The sequence below is a fragment of the Streptomyces sp. KLMMK genome (genome assembly GCF_036961605.1).
Taxonomy (GTDB): domain Bacteria; phylum Actinomycetota; class Actinomycetes; order Streptomycetales; family Streptomycetaceae; genus Streptomyces; species Streptomyces telluris.
Window position 1 is genome coordinate 24,540 of the sequence record NZ_JBAMDC010000031.1, and the last position, 15,919, is coordinate 40,458.

Here is a 15,919-nt window from a genome sequence, read left to right on the forward strand (position 1 = left end):
CCGCACCGGCCGGGACTGCCAAGACGACGACGGGAGCCGCCGATGCGATCCGCATCCCACCCCGCCCAGCAGGGTATGTACGACCCGCGGAACGAGCACGACGCCTGTGGCGTCGGCTTCGTCGCGACCCTCACCGGCGAGGCGAGCCATGCGCTCGTGCAGCAGGCGCTCACCGTCCTCCGCAATCTGGAGCACCGCGGCGCCACCGGCTCCGAGCCCGACTCGGGCGACGGCGCCGGCATCCTGATGCAGGTCCCCGACGCCTTCCTGCGCGAGTCCGCCGGCTTCCCGCTCCCCGAGCCCGGCGCGTACGCCGTCGGCATCGGCTTCCTCCCCGCGGACGCCGCGGACGCGGACGCCACCGTCTCGTCCATCGAGACGATCGCCCGCGAGGAGGGCCTGACCGTCCTCGGCTGGCGCGCCGTCCCCGTCGCCCCCGAGCTCCTCGGCGCCAGTGCCCGCGCCACCATGCCGGACTTCCGCCAGCTGTTCGTCGGCGACGGCGAGAACACCGGGCTCGCCCTCGACCGCAAGGCGTTCGTGCTGCGCAAGCGCGCCGAGCGGGAGGCCGGGGTCTACTTCCCCTCGCTCTCCGCCCGCACCATCGTCTACAAGGGCATGCTGACCACCGGTCAGCTGGAGCCGTTCTTCCCGGACCTCTCCGACCGCCGCTGCGCCACCGCCATCGCGCTGGTCCACTCCCGCTTCTCCACCAACACCTTCCCCAGCTGGCCGCTCGCCCACCCGTACCGCTTCGTCGCCCACAACGGCGAGATCAACACGGTCAAGGGCAACCGCAACTGGATGCGGGCCCGGGAGTCGCAGCTGGCCAGCGAGCTGTTCGGGGCCGGTGACAACCTCGACCGGATCTTCCCCGTCTGCACCCCCGACGCCTCCGACTCGGCCTCCTTCGACGAGGTCCTGGAGCTGCTCCACCTCGGCGGCCGCTCCCTGCCGCACAGCGTCCTGATGATGATCCCGGAGGCCTGGGAGAACCACGCCTCCATGGACCCGGCCCGGCGCGCCTTCTACCAGTACCACTCCACCCAGATGGAGCCCTGGGACGGCCCGGCCTGCGTCACCTTCACCGACGGCACCCTCGTCGGCGCCGTCCTCGACCGCAACGGCCTGCGCCCCGGCCGCTACTGGGTCACCGACGAGGGCCTCGTCGTGCTCTCCTCCGAGGTCGGCGTCCTCGACATCGACCCGGCGAAGGTCGTCCGCAAGGGCCGCCTGCAGCCCGGCCGGATGTTCCTGGTCGACACCGAGCACCACCGCATCATCGAGGACGACGAGATCAAGGCCGGGCTCGCCGCCGCGGCGCCCTACGGCGACTGGCTGGAGGCCGGCCTGATCGACCTGGCCGACCTCCCCGAGCGCGAGCACATCGTGCACACCCACGCCTCGGTCACCCGCCGCCAGCAGACCTTCGGCTACACCGAGGAGGAGCTGCGCGTCATCCTCGCGCCCATGGCGAAGGCCGGGGCCGAGCCCATCGGCTCGATGGGGACCGACTCCCCGATCGCCGCGCTCTCCGAGCGGCCCCGGCTGCTCTTCGACTACTTCACCCAGCTGTTCGCGCAGGTCACCAACCCGCCGCTGGACGCCATCCGCGAGGAGCTCGTCACCTCGCTGATCTCCTCCCTCGGCCCGCAGGGCAACCTGCTGGAGCCCACCGCGGCCTCCTGCCGCAGCGTCACCCTGCCCTTCCCCGTCATCGACAACGACGAGCTCGCCAAGCTCATCCACATCAACGCCGACGGCGACATGCCGGGCCTGAAGGCCGTCACCCTCTCCGGCCTCTACCGCGTCAGCGGCGGCGGCGAGGCCCTGGCCGCCCGGCTCCAGGAGATCTGCGCCGAGGCCGACGCCGCCATCGCCGACGGCGCCCGGCTCGTCGTCCTCTCCGACCGCCACTCCGACGCCGAGCACGCGCCGATCCCGTCGCTGCTGCTCACCTCCGCCGTCCACCACCACCTCATCCGCACCAAGCAGCGCACCCACGTGGGCCTGCTGGTCGAGGCCGGCGACGTCCGCGAGGTCCACCACGTCGCGCTGCTCATCGGCTACGGCGCGGCCGCCGTCAACCCCTACCTGGCGATGGAGTCCGTCGAGGACCTCGTCCGAGCAGGGACGTTCCTGCAGGACATCGAGCCCGAGGCCGCGATCCGCAACCTCATCAAGGCCCTCGGCAAGGGCGTCCTGAAGGTCATGTCCAAGATGGGCATCTCCACCGTCGCCTCCTACCGCGGCGCCCAGGTCTTCGAGGCGATCGGCCTGAACGAGGACTTCGTCGAGACCTACTTCCACGGCACCGCCACCAAGATCGGCGGCGCCGGCCTGGACGTCGTCGCCCGCGAGGTCGCCGCCCGCCACGCCAAGGCCTACCCGGCCACCGGCATCGCGGCCACCCACCGCCGCCTCGACATCGGCGGCGAGTACCAGTGGCGCCGCGAGGGCGAGCCGCACCTCTTCGACCCCGACACCGTCTTCCGGCTCCAGCACGCCACCCGCGCCCGCCGCTACGACATCTTCAAGCAGTACACCGAGCGCGTGAACGAGCAGTCCGAGCGGCTGATGACGCTCCGCGGCCTGTTCTCCCTCAAGAACGACCGCGAGTCCGTCCCCCTCGACGAGGTCGAGCCCGTCAGCGAGATCGTCAAGCGCTTCTCCACCGGCGCCATGTCGTACGGCTCCATCTCCCGCGAGGCCCACGAGACCCTCGCCATCGCCATGAACCGGCTGGGCGGCAAGTCCAACACCGGCGAGGGCGGTGAGGACCCCGAGCGCCTCTACGACCCCGAGCGCCGCTCCAGCATCAAGCAGGTCGCCTCCGGCCGCTTCGGCGTCACCAGCGAGTACCTGGTCAACTCCGACGACATCCAGATCAAGATGGCCCAGGGCGCCAAGCCCGGCGAGGGCGGCCAGCTGCCCGGCCACAAGGTCTACCCCTGGGTCGCCAGGACCCGGCACTCCACCCCGGGCGTCGGCCTGATCTCGCCGCCCCCGCACCACGACATCTACTCCATCGAGGATCTCGCCCAGCTGATCCACGACCTCAAGAACGCCAACCCGGCCGCCCGCATCCATGTGAAGCTGGTCTCCGAGGTCGGCGTCGGCACGGTCGCGGCGGGCGTCTCCAAGGCCCACGCCGACGTCGTCCTGATCTCCGGCCACGACGGCGGCACGGGTGCCTCGCCGCTGACCTCCCTCAAGCACGCGGGCGGCCCCTGGGAGCTCGGCCTCGCCGAGACCCAGCAGACCCTGCTGCTCAACGGCCTGCGCGACCGCATCGTCGTGCAGACCGACGGCCAGCTGAAGACCGGCCGCGACGTGATCGTCGCCGCCCTCCTCGGCGCCGAGGAGTTCGGCTTCGCCACCGCCCCGCTGGTCGTCTCCGGCTGCGTCATGATGCGCGTCTGCCACCTGGACACCTGCCCGGTCGGCATCGCCACCCAGAACCCCGTGCTGCGCGAGCGGTTCTCCGGCAAGGCCGAATTCGTGGTCAACTTCTTCGAGTTCATCGCCGAGGAGGTCCGCGAGATCCTCGCCGAGCTGGGCTTCCGCACCCTCGAGGAGGCCGTCGGCCACGCCGAACTCCTCGACACCGGCCGGGCCGTGACCCACTGGAAGGCCCAGGGCCTGGACCTCGCCCCGCTGCTGCACGTGCCGGACCTGCCCGCCGGGGCCGTCCGCCACCGCACCACCGAGCAGGACCACGGCCTGGCCAAGGCCCTCGACAACGAGCTCGTCAAGCTCGCCGCCGACGCCCTGGAGGTCTCCTCCGCCGAGGACGCCCGCCCCGTCCGCGCCCAGGTGCCCATCCGCAACATCAACCGCACCGTGGGCACGATGCTCGGCCACGAGGTCACCAAGCGGTTCGGCGGCGCCGGACTGCCCGACGACACCGTCGACATCACCTTCACGGGCTCCGCCGGCCAGTCCTTCGGCGCCTTCCTGCCCCGCGGCGTCACCCTGCGCCTGGAGGGCGACGCCAACGACTACGTCGGCAAGGGCCTCTCCGGCGGCCGCATCGTCGTCCGCCCCGACCGCGGCGCCGATCACCTCGCCGAGTACTCGGTCATCGCCGGCAACACCCTCGCCTACGGCGCCACCGGCGGCGAGATGTTCCTGCGCGGCCGGGTCGGCGAACGCTTCTGCGTCCGCAACTCCGGTGCCACCGTGGTCTCCGAGGGCGTGGGCGACCACGGCTGCGAGTACATGACGGGCGGCCGGGCCGTCGTCCTCGGTGAGACCGGGCGCAACTTCGCGGCCGGCATGTCCGGCGGCGTCGCCTACGTCGTCGACCTCGACCCCGACAACGTCAACAAGGAGCTGGCCGACGCCGTCGACACCCTCGACGCCGACGACCGGCAGTGGCTGCACGACGTCGTGCGCCGCCACCACGAGGAGACCGCCTCCACCGTCGCGGCCGGGCTCCTCGCCGACTGGGACACGGCCGCCGGCCGCTTCCGCAAGGTCGTCCCGGCCACCTACAAGGCAGTGCTCGCCGCCAAGGACGCCGCCGAGCGAGCCGGTCTCTCCGAGACCGAGACCCACGAGAAGATGATGGAGGCGGCGACCCATGGCTGACCCGAAGGGCTTTCTGACCGAGGACCGCGAGGTCGCCCGCACCCGTCCCGTCGCCGAGCGCGTCCGCGACTGGAACGAGGTCTACGTCCCCGGCTCGCTCCTGCCGATCATCAGCAAGCAGGCGAGCCGCTGCATGGACTGCGGCATCCCGTTCTGCCACAACGGCTGCCCGCTCGGGAACCTCATTCCCGAGTGGAACGACTACGCCTACCGCGACGACTGGCAGGCCGCGAGCGAGCGGCTGCACGCGACCAACAACTTCCCCGAGTTCACCGGCCGCCTGTGCCCCGCCCCCTGCGAGTCCGCCTGCGTGCTGGGCATCAACCAGCAGCCCGTCACCATCAAGAACGTCGAAGTCACCATCGTCGACAAGGCGTGGGCCGCGGGCGACGTCACGCCCCAGCCGCCCGAGCGGCTCTCCGGCAAGACCGTCGCCGTCATCGGCTCCGGCCCCGCCGGCCTGGCGGCCGCCCAGCAGCTGACCCGGGCCGGGCACACGGTCGCGGTGTACGAGCGCGCCGACCGCATCGGCGGGCTGCTGCGCTACGGCATCCCCGAGTTCAAGATGGAGAAGCGGCACATCAACCGCCGCATCGAGCAGATGCGCGCGGAGGGCACCAAGTTCCGCACCGAGGTGGAGATCGGCCGCGACATCGACGCCGCCAAGCTCCGCAAGCGCTACGACGCCGTCGTCATCGCCGCCGGCGCCACCACCTCCCGCGACCTGCCCGTCCCCGGCCGCGACCTCAAGGGCGTCCACTTCGCCATGGAGTACCTGCCCATGGCGAACAAGGTGCAGGAGGGCGACCTGACGGTCGCCCCGATCACCGCCGAGGGCAAGCACGTCGTCGTCATCGGCGGCGGCGACACCGGCGCCGACTGCGTGGGCACCGCCCACCGCCAGGGCGCGGCCTCCGTCACCCAGCTGGAGATCATGCCCCGGCCGGGGGAGGAGCGGAACGAGGGCCAGCCCTGGCCCACCTTCCCCATGCTCTACAAGGTCACCTCGGCCCACGAGGAGGGCGGCGAGCGCGTCTACTCCGTCTCCACCACCCACTTCGAAGGGGACGAGGACGGCAACGTCCAGTGGCTGCACCTCGTCGAGGTGGAGTTCGCCGGCGGCAAGCTCACGCAGAAGCCCGGCACCGAGCGGAGGATCCCGGCCCAGCTGGTCACCCTCGCCATGGGCTTCACCGGCACCGACGTGAAGAACGGCCTCGTCGAGCAGTTCGGCCTGGAGCTGGACGCCCGCGGCAACGTCGCCCGCGACGCCGGCTACGCCACCAACGTCCCCGGCGTGTTCGTCGCCGGTGACGCCGGGCGCGGCCAGTCCCTCATCGTCTGGGCCATCGCCGAGGGCCGCTCCGCCGCCCGCGGCGTGGACCGCTACCTCACCGGCACCAGCACCCTGCCGGCCCCGGTCCGCCCGACGGACCGCGCCCTGACGGTCTGACCCGCCCCGAAGAGCTCGCGGCGCCTGCCCCACCCCGACCACAGGTGGCAGGCGCCGCGCTGTTGTCCCCGCACCTTCCTCGCGGCTAGTCGGGCCGGCGCACCAGCAGGTCGCGGAACTCCACCTTCGCGTCCTCGGTGTACACCCCCACGCTGCCCTCACGGTAGGGCCGCTCGCGGTCCTCGTAGGCCACCAGGCCCCGGTCGCCGACGCTCACCTCCATGCGTGCGCCGCGCTGCGCGACCCGGACGGAGGACCACTCGCCGACGGGGAAGCTCCCCTGGCCGGTCGCCAGGAAGCGCTGCCCGCCCTCGTAGGCCGGGTCGCGCTTGCCGAGCTCCCAGCCGTTGGGCTTGAGGGTGACGTAGTAGAAGTGCTCGGGGTCGGTGTACGCCCACAGCAGCCACGGCACCTCCCACGGGTTGGGCTCGGGCGTGCGCAGCTGGGCGACGGTCCGCATGCGCGCCTGGTAGTCCACGTCCCCGAAGCGGGCCGTGGAGACGATCAGCCCGGCGTGGGTCTCGTCCGGCACCCGGGCGGGCAGGGGGGCGAGGAAGAGGCCGTCGTGGCGGCCGATGTTCTCGCCGTGGCCGTCGAAGACCGACCGCCACGGGCCGTGGACCGAGCCCTCGGCCCACGGCCGCTCCGGCTCGCCGTCGCCGGACCAGAGGCTGCTCGCCGCGAGGGCGGCGCCCGCCACCACGACGGCGGCGAGCAGCGCGAGACCGAGCAGCCGCTGAACTCTCGTCATGCCGTCGAGTATGACCCCGGCCCCTCGGTGCGGGAGGCGACCAGTTCGGTCCCGCCGCCGCCGTCCGCGTCGGCGCCGAAGTCCTCCGCGAGCTGGGCGATGATGCGGTCGGTGGCGTGGCCGTCCCCGAAGGGATTGCCCGCCGTGGCCATCCGCTCGTAGGCGGCAGGATCATCCAAAAGGTGGACGGCGGCGTCCAGGATGCACTCCGGTTCGGTGCCCACGAGCCGGGCCGCGCCGGCCTCGACGGCCTCGGCGCGCTCGGTGGTCGTGCGCAGCACGAGGGCGGGCTTGCCGAGGGTGGGGGCCTCCTCCTGGATGCCGCCGGAGTCGGTGAGGACCAGGTCGCAGCCGGCGAGCGTGGCGGAGAAGTCGAGGTAGCCGAGCGGCTCGACGACCTCGATGCGCGGGTGGCCGGTCAGCTCCGGCAGGAGCGCCTCGCGCACGGCGGGGCTCTTGTGCAGTGGCACCACCATCTCCACGTCGCCGCGGTCGGCGAGCCGGCACAGGGCCTTGCCCATGGAGCGCATCACCGCGCCCTGGTTCTCGCGGCGGTGCAGGGTGACCAGCACGCGCCGCAGGCCGGTGCGGAAGAGGCAGCGGCCGGTGCCCTCGGCCAGCACCCACAGCAGGTTGTCGATGACGGTGTTGCCGGTGGTGAACACCTCGGCGTCCGCGACGCCTTCGGCCTTCAGGTTGGCCGCGGCGCGCTCCGTGGGCGCGAAGTGCCAGCGGGCCATTCGGCCTATCAGGCGGCGGTTGAGCTCCTCCGGGAAGGGGTTGTCGAGGACCCCGGTGCGCAGCCCGGCCTCCACGTGGGCGATGGGGACGTGCTCGTAGAACGCGGCGAGGGCGCCGGTCAGGGCGGTGGTGGTGTCGCCCTGGACGACGACGAGGTCGGGGCGCCCGGTACGGATGACCTCGCCGAGGCCGTCCACGAGGCGGGCGGTGAGGGTGGACAGCTGCTGGCGCTCGCGCATGACGTCGAGCCCGGTGTGGACCGGTACGCGCAGCAGGTCCAGCATCTGGTGGAGCATCTCGCGGTGCTGGCCGGTGGTGACGACGAGCGGTTCGAAGAGCGGGGAGTGCGCCATGGCACGGGCCACGGGCGCCAGTTTGATGGCCTCGGGTCGGGTGCCCAGCACGAGCATGGCGCGTACGGGCGCGGTGATGAGGTCAGCGGACATGGTTCTCCCTGGGAAGGGGGCTGACGAGATGAGAGGCGGGTGGTTCAGGTGCGCGCCGTCTTCAGCCACGTCTGCTTGCCGGTGAGCATCCGCCACAGCCCCCACCATCCGGCGGCGAACCAGATGTAGCCGTAGAAGATGAAGACGTGCGAGAGCAGGATCGAGCGCACGAGCCCGAGACCGCGTTCGCGCCGGCGGTAGACGAATCCGTACGCGTAGGCCGCGGTGAAGGAGAGCACGTACGGGCCGATGATCCACATCGGGGAGATCAGGGCCCGCCCGGCCTGCACGGAGCCGATGACGGTGCCGGCCACCGCGACCAGGAAGGACAGCGGCAGCAGGGAGGTGAGCAGGATCAGGACCGGGCTGGAGAGGTGGTAGAGCAGGTCGACGGCGGCGCGGGTGGGGACGGAGCGCAGGATCAGCGGCACCAGCCCCGCCGACTGCAGGTGGCCCTGGAACCAGCGGGAGCGCTGGCGCACCAGGCGCCGGACGTCGAGCACGGCCTGCTGGGAGACGGCCGCCGCGGTGCAGTGCTGGTTGGTCCAGCCGCGGGCGATGAGGCGGACCCCGAGGTCGAGGTCCTCGGTCAGCGAGTCGCTCCAGGGGCCGCCGGCCGTCTCGCCGGGCGGGGCGAGGGAGTCCAGCGCGGCGAGACGCATGAACTGTCCGTTGCCGCCCATTCCGACGCTGCCGATATAGCGCCGGGCGCACTGGAAGATATCGCCGTAGATGACGAATTCCATGTCCTGGAGCCGGGCCAGCAGCCCCAGGTGGCGGTTGTACATCCGTACGCCGACCTGGGTGGCGCCGGTGCGCGGATTGTCGAAGAAGGGGTCGACGGACTGGACCACGTGTTCGTCGAGCCGGCCGTCGGCGTCGACGACGCAGACGATGACGTCGTGCGGGTCGTAGCCGTCGAGCAGGCCCGACTCGCGCAGGTGCCGTATTCCGGCGTTGAGGGCGGCGCCCTTGCCCCGGCGGGCGTCCGGCAGGGTGCGCTGCAGAAGCCGGACGCGCTCGGAGTCGGCGGCGCGGGCGACCTCCGCGGTGGCGTCGTCGGAGCCGTCGTCGATCACCAGGGCGAGGAAATTGCCTGCGGGCAGGGCAGTGATGCGGGCCAGGCTCTCGGCGAGAACCTTTTCCTCGTTCAGGCAGGCGAGCAGAAAGACGTACAAGCGCTGCTGGCGGGGGCCGCGGACGCGGCGCACGCGGCGCCGGGAAAGCAGGAAGAGAGCGGTGTTGTAGCAGCCCGCCATCACGATGATGGCGATGGCGGATCCGAGCAGGATCTCGCCGGTCAAGGCCGGCCGCCGGGGCTGTGGTCCATGGTGGTGGCGCGGACGGCGAACCAGAGTTTGACGGCGATGATGACGAAAGCGCTCGCGCAGTACAGCAGGAATCCGGCCCCCGCGGCCTCCTGCAATCCGCGGGCAAATGGAATGCCCGGTAGCACTTCCGGTGCCGCAGTGAGCCCGGCCATGGGCAGGACGGATCCCAGAGCGGGTTTTCCGTACATGAGTTCTCCCCCGTATGTCGCCTCGATGCGAGGCAAGGCATGCGCAGGGAAGGTATCAGATCAGACAGGTACTACTGTCGGACTTGATGAGAATTGTTGGAGCGGAATCTCAAATTCGGTGAACGTACCGGTAATTATGCCTGGTGATCGCTTATCTGTGACGCATGTGACCTCTGGTCTGCACCAGGGCTGGTGCACGGAACTGCACATTCGGGATCGAAGTTGTCTATTGACATACATCCTTCCCGGCCAGAAGAATCTGGCGCCTGTCGGGCCCCCGGGGCAACGGGGGTGGCGACCGCTGCATTACCCAGGGGGAATTCCATGCAAAAGAAGCGCGGGAGATCCAGGAAAGCCCGGATCTCCGCCGTCGTCATGCTCCTCGCCGCCCTGCTGGGCGGCGTCGTCCTTTCCCGGACCGCCGAAGGCGCGATATCCGGGCCACGGGCCACCGACGCCGTGAACCCGCTCTCGCTCTCGCCGACGAGCACCAAGGACCTCGCCACCGCGGCGAAGGCCCGGATCACCTCGGACCGGCTGCGCCGTGCGGGCAAGCTGGCCCTGACCCTCGCGCCCCTCACGAAGAGCCCCGGCGCCCAGGTGGCCGCCGCCCCGGCCGGCACCTCGGCCCTCGTCCTGTACGACAACGCCGGCCCCTACGGGCAGCTGGGCGAGCTCTACGCCATGGCGACGGCCAACCTCGCCGGCCACTTCGGCACTGTCACCGCCAAGCCCGTCTCGGCCTACACCGCCGGCATGGTGAACCAGTACACCGCCACGGTCTACCTCGGTTCGACCTACTACGGGGGCACCATCCCCGACGCCGTCCCCGCCGCCTTCTACCAGGACGCACTGGCCACGAGCCGCCCCGTCACCTGGATCGGCGACAACATCTGGAACATGGCGGGCGCGGTCGGCGTCACCCAGTTCAAGCAGAAGTACGGCTGGGACCCCACCAACTCGTACTACGAGTCCGGCGGTTCCGTCGGGAACATCAACCAGGTCACGTACAAGGGACGGCAGCTGACCCGGAAGATCCCCGCCGGCCAGGACGGGGGAGTGCTCCACCCGGACATCCTCACCGGGCCCGGCTATCCGGCGGTCACCCGCCTCGCCGAGGCCAAGGACGGCACCTCCGGCGCCGTCAGCCCCTGGGCGATCCGCTCCTCGAACCTCACCTACCTCGGCGAGATGCCCTTCGCCTACGTCTCCGAGAGCGACCGCGTCATCGTCTTCGAGGACCTCCTCTTCGACGCCCTCGCCCCCGCGACCGCCGAGCGCCACCGGGCCTTCGTCCGGCTGGAGGACATCAGCCCCAAAGCCGAGCCCGCCCAGCTGCGGGCCATCGCGAACTACCTCAAGTCGCAGAAAATCCCGTACGGGATCAACGTCATCCCCGTCTACAAGGACCCCAAGGGCACCTACAACAACGGCGTCCCCGAAACCATCACCCTCGCCCAGGCCCCGGCCGTCGTCGCCGAGCTGAAGAACATGCTCGCCAACGGCGCCGTCCTGATGAACCACGGCTACACCCACCAGTACGGCACGGCGAACAACCCCTACAACGGCGTCACCGGCGACGACTTCGAGTTCTTCCGCGCCCACGTCGACGCCGCGGACAACGTGATCCTCGACGGCCCGCCCGCGGAGGACTCCACCGCCTGGGCCCAGAGCCGGGTCACCCAGGCCCTGGCGGGCTTCGCCCTCGCCGGACTGCCGAAACCGGCCTTCTGGACCACTCCGCACTACGCGGCCTCCGCCACCGACTACCGTGTCCTCGGCCAGAACTACTCCGCACGCCTGGAGCGCTCGTTGTACTTCTCCGGCACGCTCACCGGTGGCACACCGGACACCAGCCGCTACATCGGCCAGTTCTTCCCGTACGCGGTCAAGGACGTCTACGGCACGACCGTCCTGCCCGAGAACATCGGCAACTACGAACCCGACGCGTACAACAACCACCCGCCCCGGCTCCCCGCCGACCTGATCGCCTCGGCCAAGGCCAACCTGGCCGTCCGCGACGGCGTGGCGAGCTTCTTCTACCACCCGTACTACCCGGTGGCGCCGCTGCAGCAGACGATCGAGGGCATCAAGGCCCTCGGCTACACCTTCGTCGGCCCCGCGGACCTGAAGCAGTGAACGCCGGGAGGAGGGCGGCCGGCACGCTGCTCGCGGCCGCCCTCCTCCTCGCCGGGTGCTCCTTCGGCCCGGGCGGGGAGGGCGGGGAGGAAGAGCCCGGACCGAGCGCGAGCACCCGCCCCGGGGACGGAAAGGCGGCCGGAATGCGCGGCATCACGCTCCCCTCGTGGAACACCGGCGACTACAGCAGCCCCGTCGCTGCGGCCTACCTGCGGCAGATCGCCGCCACCGGCGCCCGCTGGGTGACCTTCACCCCCACCTGGTACCAGGACGGCGCCGCCGACGCGGGCATGCACACCACCGGCGAGACCGCCGGCGACGACGACCTCCGGCACGTCATCGGCCTCGCCCACCGGACCGGCCTCAAGGTCATGCTCAAACCCCACGTCGACCTCGCGAAGGGCGGCGACCGGGCGGGCATCCGGCCGCGCGACGCAGGCGCCTGGTTCACCGCGTACGAGCGCTTCATCACCCACTACGCGAAGCTCGCCGAAGGCGCGGGAGCCGAACGGTTCGCCGTCGGCACCGAACTGGCCGGCACCTCCCGCGACGGCGCCCGCTGGAGCAAGGTCGTCCGGGCCGTCCGCGCGCAGTACCGCGGCCCGCTGACCTACGCCGCCAACTACGACGAGTACCGCACCGTCCCCTTCTGGGACGACCTCGACGTCATCGGCATCGACGCCTACTGGCCGCTGGCCGACCGCCCCACCGCCGACGCGGCCCGGCTGCGCGACGCCTGGAAGCCGATCACGCAGGAGCTCGCGGCCTTCTCCGCCCGCCACCACCGCAGGATCCTCTTCACCGAGGCCGGCTACGTCAGCCAGCGCGGCGCCACCACCGCGCCCTACTCCTGGACCGTCAGCAAGAGCGCCGGAGAGGACGAACAGGCCGCCGCCTACGAGGCGCTGCTCACCGCCCTCGACGGAAAGCCCTGGTGGGCGGGGGTCTGCTGGTGGATGTGGGACGACTGGCCCGACAGCGGCGAGACCCCGCGACGCCTCGCCTACACCCCGCACGGCAAACCGGCCGAGGACGTACTGCGCCGGCGGTGGCGTGCCGGCAGCACGGGCGCCGACTGAGCCGGCACCCGTGAGGGCCGCGTCAGGCCGGGCCCGGCTGCAGACCGCCGGGCCGCGCCGTCGCGGCCGGGCATGGCTGCGGCGGCAGGGACGATGCCGGGCACCCCCTCCCGCCGCAGGGGAAAGACGATGCCCGGCATCTCACTCCCGCCGCGACGGTGAGCAACTCCCGTCAACCGGTTCGGCGGTGCCGCGCATCGCGCAACCCCTGCGAAGGACCCGGCAACCGGGCAGGGAGCAAGCGCTGCGCATCGGCCCGGTGTGCCGGCAGGGCGCAGACCGGGAACGGGCGGCCGTACCGAGCAAGGGCGCAGCCCCTACGTGTCGCACTCCAGGACCGTCCGGCAGAGCCCGCACCGGGCGCGGACCTTTCCGCGGACCGGTACGCGGATGCGCTGGTGGCACGTCGGGCACGGGAAGCTGACCCGCAGCGGGCCGTCGCCCTCGAAGGCGTAGTCCCGGTCGCCCGGCGTGCCGGGCCGCGCGCTCTGCACGGCGCGCCGGTCGCGGGCGTAGCGGTGGCGGCCGAGGCGCCCCGCCGCCGCGAGCGGGGGCTGCCGGCCGTCGCGCCGGGCCTCCGCGAGGCCCTTCACGTACGCCTCGTACGCCTGGGGGCTGGTGAACCAGGGGGAGGGGTCCTCGCCGAAGGCCAGCGCCCGCTTGGCGATGACGTAGCCGAACTCCTCCGGGGTGAGGTAGCCGAGCTTCTGCGTGGAGACCGGCGACTCGCGGTAGGCGTCCAGCAGCAGCCACCCCGCCCCCAGGTAGGCCGCCGCGGTGTCGGTGAGGATCTCGTTGTCCCGCGTGCCGGGGAACTCCAGACCGAGCCGGTGCAGGTAGACGTGCATGACCTCGTGCGAGAGGGCCGCGCCGATGTCCCTGCGGTGGGTCTTGAAGCGGGAGTTGAGCTCGATGAAGTACTCCGGCCCGGCGGCGAGCTCGACGCTGCCCGCGTGCCGCATCTCGCGGAAGCTGACGATCATCCGGGCGTCCGGCAGCCGCAGGTGCCGCACCATCGCGCCGGCGACGCGCTGCACGCCCAGGTACGGATCCTCCTCGTCGGAGAAGGCGACGTCGGACGGGGGGACGCTGAGCTCGAAGCTGTGCACCGTGTCGTAGGAGAGGCGCTTGTACAGCGCGGTGATCGCGGCGCGCACCGCCGCGATGTGCGGAAAGCCGTGCACGATCTCGATGCCGGTGCCCACGCGTGACCACCCCCTGGGGTCCCCCTGCCGGCCGCTGCGCCCCCTGTCCACTGTACGGGCGGGGCCGTGCCGGAGGGCAGTGCGCCGGGCGGTCCGCCGGGCTCTCCGCCGGGCTGGCCGAAACGCGGTGCTTGTCGCCCGTTCGCCCGATCCTCATAATCGCACCGCGCATCGAAGGTTCGATTCCGGTAATCGGACGGCCGGAATTGTCATGAGCCTGACATTCGTGCGTAACCTCCCACGAAAGGAAGACCGTTGCGCTCCTTCCTCTTCACGCTCAGGAGAACCGTCGCCGTCGGCGCGGCCACCGTCGCCGCGCTCGCCCTCACCGCCACCGCGGCCCTGGCCGACGACCCCAGCCCGCGCCCGGGCGTCGTCGGCGGCACCCCCGCCCAGCAAGGCGAATTCCCCTGGATGGTGCGGCTGTCCATGGGATGCGGCGGCTCGCTCTACACCCAGCAGATCGTCCTCACCGCGGCCCACTGCGTCGGCGGCAGCGGCGCCAACACCTCCATCACCGCCACGGCCGGCGTCGCCGACCTCGGCTCCTCCCAGGCGATCAAGGTGAAGTCCACCCGGGTGCTCCAGGCCCCCGGCTACAACGGCTCCGGCAAGGACTGGGCGCTGATCAAACTCGCGCAGCCCATCAACCTGCCGACCCTCAAGACCGCCGACACCACCGCGTACAACAACGGCACCTTCACCATCGCCGGCTGGGGCGCGGACCGCGAAGGCGGCAGCCAGCAGCGCCAGCTCCTCAAGGCCACCGTCCCCTTCGTCGACGACACCGCCTGCCAGCAGGCCTACGGCAACCTCATACCCGGCGAGGAGATCTGCGCCGGGTACCTCGACCAGGGCGGCGTCGACACCTGCCAGGGCGACTCCGGCGGCCCGATGTTCCGCAAGGACGCGGCAGGCGCCTGGATCCAGGTCGGCATCGTCAGCTGGGGCGAGGGCTGCGCCCGGCCGCACTACCCCGGCGTCTACTCCGAGGTGAGCACCTTCGCGGCGAACATCAAGAGCGCTGCCGCGAGCCTGGGCGGCTGACGACCGGCCTGCCCGGCGGATCCCGCCACGCCCCGCCGGGCAGGCCCGCCTCCCCCCTGGCCCGCTGGGCCGTCCGGATGGTCCCGCGAACCCGTACGGACCAGTCCCGGTACGGCCTTCCCCGGCCCGCCCGCCCGACTCGGGTATGACGTGGGCGGGCCTCCGTCATCCTTTCGGCCGAGACGGGAATGGTCGGACAGTCGAGGTGTGGGCGCGATAAAGGCCCGTAACGTGAGGAACACGGCCCGCCGGCCCCGGAGGACGACACGAATCCGGGGCGCCCGCGGCGGCCGCAGACCGAGCCGTCCGTTACGGAAAGGGACCACCTCCGTGTCCGCCAAGACCCGCATCGCCGCCGCCACCGTCCTCGCCGCAGCCGTCGGCGCGGTGGCCTGGCCCACGGCGAGCGCGTTCGCCGCGGACCTGCGCACCGCCGGCGACACGGACGGCGGCAGCGGCCGCCCCGGCCGCCCCGTCGTCGTGCAGCAGGTCCAGCTGCCCGACGGCAGCCGCGCCCGGCTGACCTCCGGCGAGCACGGCACGACCGTCACCGTCACCAAGCACGGCAAGCAGCGCCACACCTTCGACGCCGCCCGCCCCACCGCCGACCTCGACCGGCTCCACCTGCGCATCCTCGGCGGCGATACGCACAAGCCCACCCTGCGCGCCTCCCTCGACGGCACCGGCCTGACGAACTACTACGACTTCGCCTCCGGCACGCTGCGCCACACCCCCGACGGGGCCGAGGGCACCACGGTCACCAGCAGCGGCGCCGGCCACGACAAGGGCGCCAAGCACGCCCGCGGCGTGGTCACCGTGCGCAACGGCTCCGCCGAGGGCCACGAGCAGCGGGCCACGCCCCCCGCGCGCACCCTCCACGCCGCCTCCAGCAACCCCGTCAAGCGCGTCGTCGAGGCCGGCGAGGTCATCAAGGTCCGCCACGACA

11 protein-coding genes are annotated in these 15,919 nt (G+C 71.8%); 6 read left to right on the top strand and 5 right to left on the bottom strand.

The genetic code is table 11. The features are described from left to right. Window positions 1–42 precede the first annotated feature (42 nt). Window positions 43–4,593, top strand: a complete 4,551-nt coding sequence (gltB, locus tag V7793_RS08915) for a glutamate synthase large subunit (protein ID WP_336004009.1) — start codon at window positions 43–45, stop codon at window positions 4,591–4,593. Further along, window positions 4,586–6,046, top strand: coding sequence for a glutamate synthase subunit beta (locus V7793_RS08920; RefSeq protein ID WP_336004012.1), 1,461 nt, complete (start codon window positions 4,586–4,588; stop codon window positions 6,044–6,046). The genes gltB and V7793_RS08920 overlap by 8 nt, the downstream gene beginning before the upstream one ends. Window positions 6,047–6,131: 85 nt before the next feature. On the opposite strand, the gene V7793_RS08925 is transcribed toward V7793_RS08920, so the two are convergent. The 4 genes from V7793_RS08925 to V7793_RS08940 are packed head-to-tail and all read right to left on the bottom strand — an operon-like array spanning window position 6,132 to window position 9,503. Then, the gene (locus V7793_RS08925) at window positions 6,132–6,797 is read right to left on the bottom strand and encodes a family 16 glycoside hydrolase (protein ID WP_336004015.1); all 666 of its coding nucleotides are present in this window, start codon (window positions 6,795–6,797) and stop codon (window positions 6,132–6,134) included. Then, window positions 6,794–7,984 carry a non-hydrolyzing UDP-N-acetylglucosamine 2-epimerase gene (wecB, locus tag V7793_RS08930; protein ID WP_336004017.1) on the bottom strand — a complete coding sequence of 397 codons (1,191 nt, stop codon included), beginning with the start codon at window positions 7,982–7,984 and terminating at the stop codon, window positions 6,794–6,796. Before wecB ends, V7793_RS08925 begins: the two co-directional genes overlap by 4 nt. 44 nt (window positions 7,985–8,028) lie before the next feature. Further along, window positions 8,029–9,288, bottom strand: coding sequence for a glycosyltransferase family 2 protein (locus V7793_RS08935; protein ID WP_336004019.1), 1,260 nt, complete (start codon window positions 9,286–9,288; stop codon window positions 8,029–8,031). Further along, window positions 9,285–9,503, bottom strand: coding sequence for a hypothetical protein (locus tag V7793_RS08940; protein ID WP_216824006.1), 219 nt, complete (start codon window positions 9,501–9,503; stop codon window positions 9,285–9,287). The genes V7793_RS08935 and V7793_RS08940 overlap by 4 nt, the downstream gene beginning before the upstream one ends. 324 nt (window positions 9,504–9,827) lie before the next feature. On the opposite strand from V7793_RS08940, the gene V7793_RS08945 reads away from it, so the two are divergent. Together V7793_RS08945 and V7793_RS08950 are read left to right on the top strand one after the other, a co-directional pair. Continuing rightward, a complete protein-coding gene (locus V7793_RS08945; RefSeq protein ID WP_336004023.1) occupies window positions 9,828–11,642 on the top strand; it encodes a polysaccharide deacetylase family protein in 1,815 nt (604 codons plus the stop codon). Next, entirely contained in the window at window positions 11,639–12,721 is a 1,083-nt protein-coding gene (locus V7793_RS08950) for a glycoside hydrolase family 113 (RefSeq protein ID WP_336004025.1), read from the top strand. Before V7793_RS08945 ends, V7793_RS08950 begins: the two co-directional genes overlap by 4 nt. Before the next feature lie 317 nt (window positions 12,722–13,038). On the opposite strand, the gene V7793_RS08955 is transcribed toward V7793_RS08950, so the two are convergent. Continuing rightward, complete coding sequence (locus V7793_RS08955; protein ID WP_336004028.1) at window positions 13,039–13,926, bottom strand: hypothetical protein; 888 nt, start codon at window positions 13,924–13,926, stop codon at window positions 13,039–13,041. Between the two features lie 255 nt (window positions 13,927–14,181). Here V7793_RS08955 and V7793_RS08960 point away from each other — a divergent pair, with 255 nt between their 5' ends. Next, window positions 14,182–14,973 carry a S1 family peptidase gene (locus tag V7793_RS08960; RefSeq protein ID WP_336004031.1) on the top strand — a complete coding sequence of 264 codons (792 nt, stop codon included), beginning with the start codon at window positions 14,182–14,184 and terminating at the stop codon, window positions 14,971–14,973. 330 nt (window positions 14,974–15,303) lie between these two features. Further along, a partial coding sequence (locus V7793_RS08965) for a hypothetical protein (protein WP_336004034.1) occupies window positions 15,304–15,919 on the top strand: 616 nt, incomplete at its 3' end.

Coding starts and splice junctions, on each gene's coding strand:
- gltB (WP_336004009.1), top strand. CDS start 43: ATGCGATCCGCATCCCACCCCGCCCAGCAGGGTATGTACGACCCGCGG.
- V7793_RS08920 (WP_336004012.1), top strand. CDS start 4,586: ATGGCTGACCCGAAGGGCTTTCTGACCGAGGACCGCGAGGTCGCCCGC.
- V7793_RS08925 (WP_336004015.1), bottom strand. CDS start 6,797: ATGACGAGAGTTCAGCGGCTGCTCGGTCTCGCGCTGCTCGCCGCCGTC.
- wecB (WP_336004017.1), bottom strand. CDS start 7,984: ATGTCCGCTGACCTCATCACCGCGCCCGTACGCGCCATGCTCGTGCTG.
- V7793_RS08940 (WP_216824006.1), bottom strand. CDS start 9,503: ATGTACGGAAAACCCGCTCTGGGATCCGTCCTGCCCATGGCCGGGCTC.
- V7793_RS08945 (WP_336004023.1), top strand. CDS start 9,828: ATGCAAAAGAAGCGCGGGAGATCCAGGAAAGCCCGGATCTCCGCCGTC.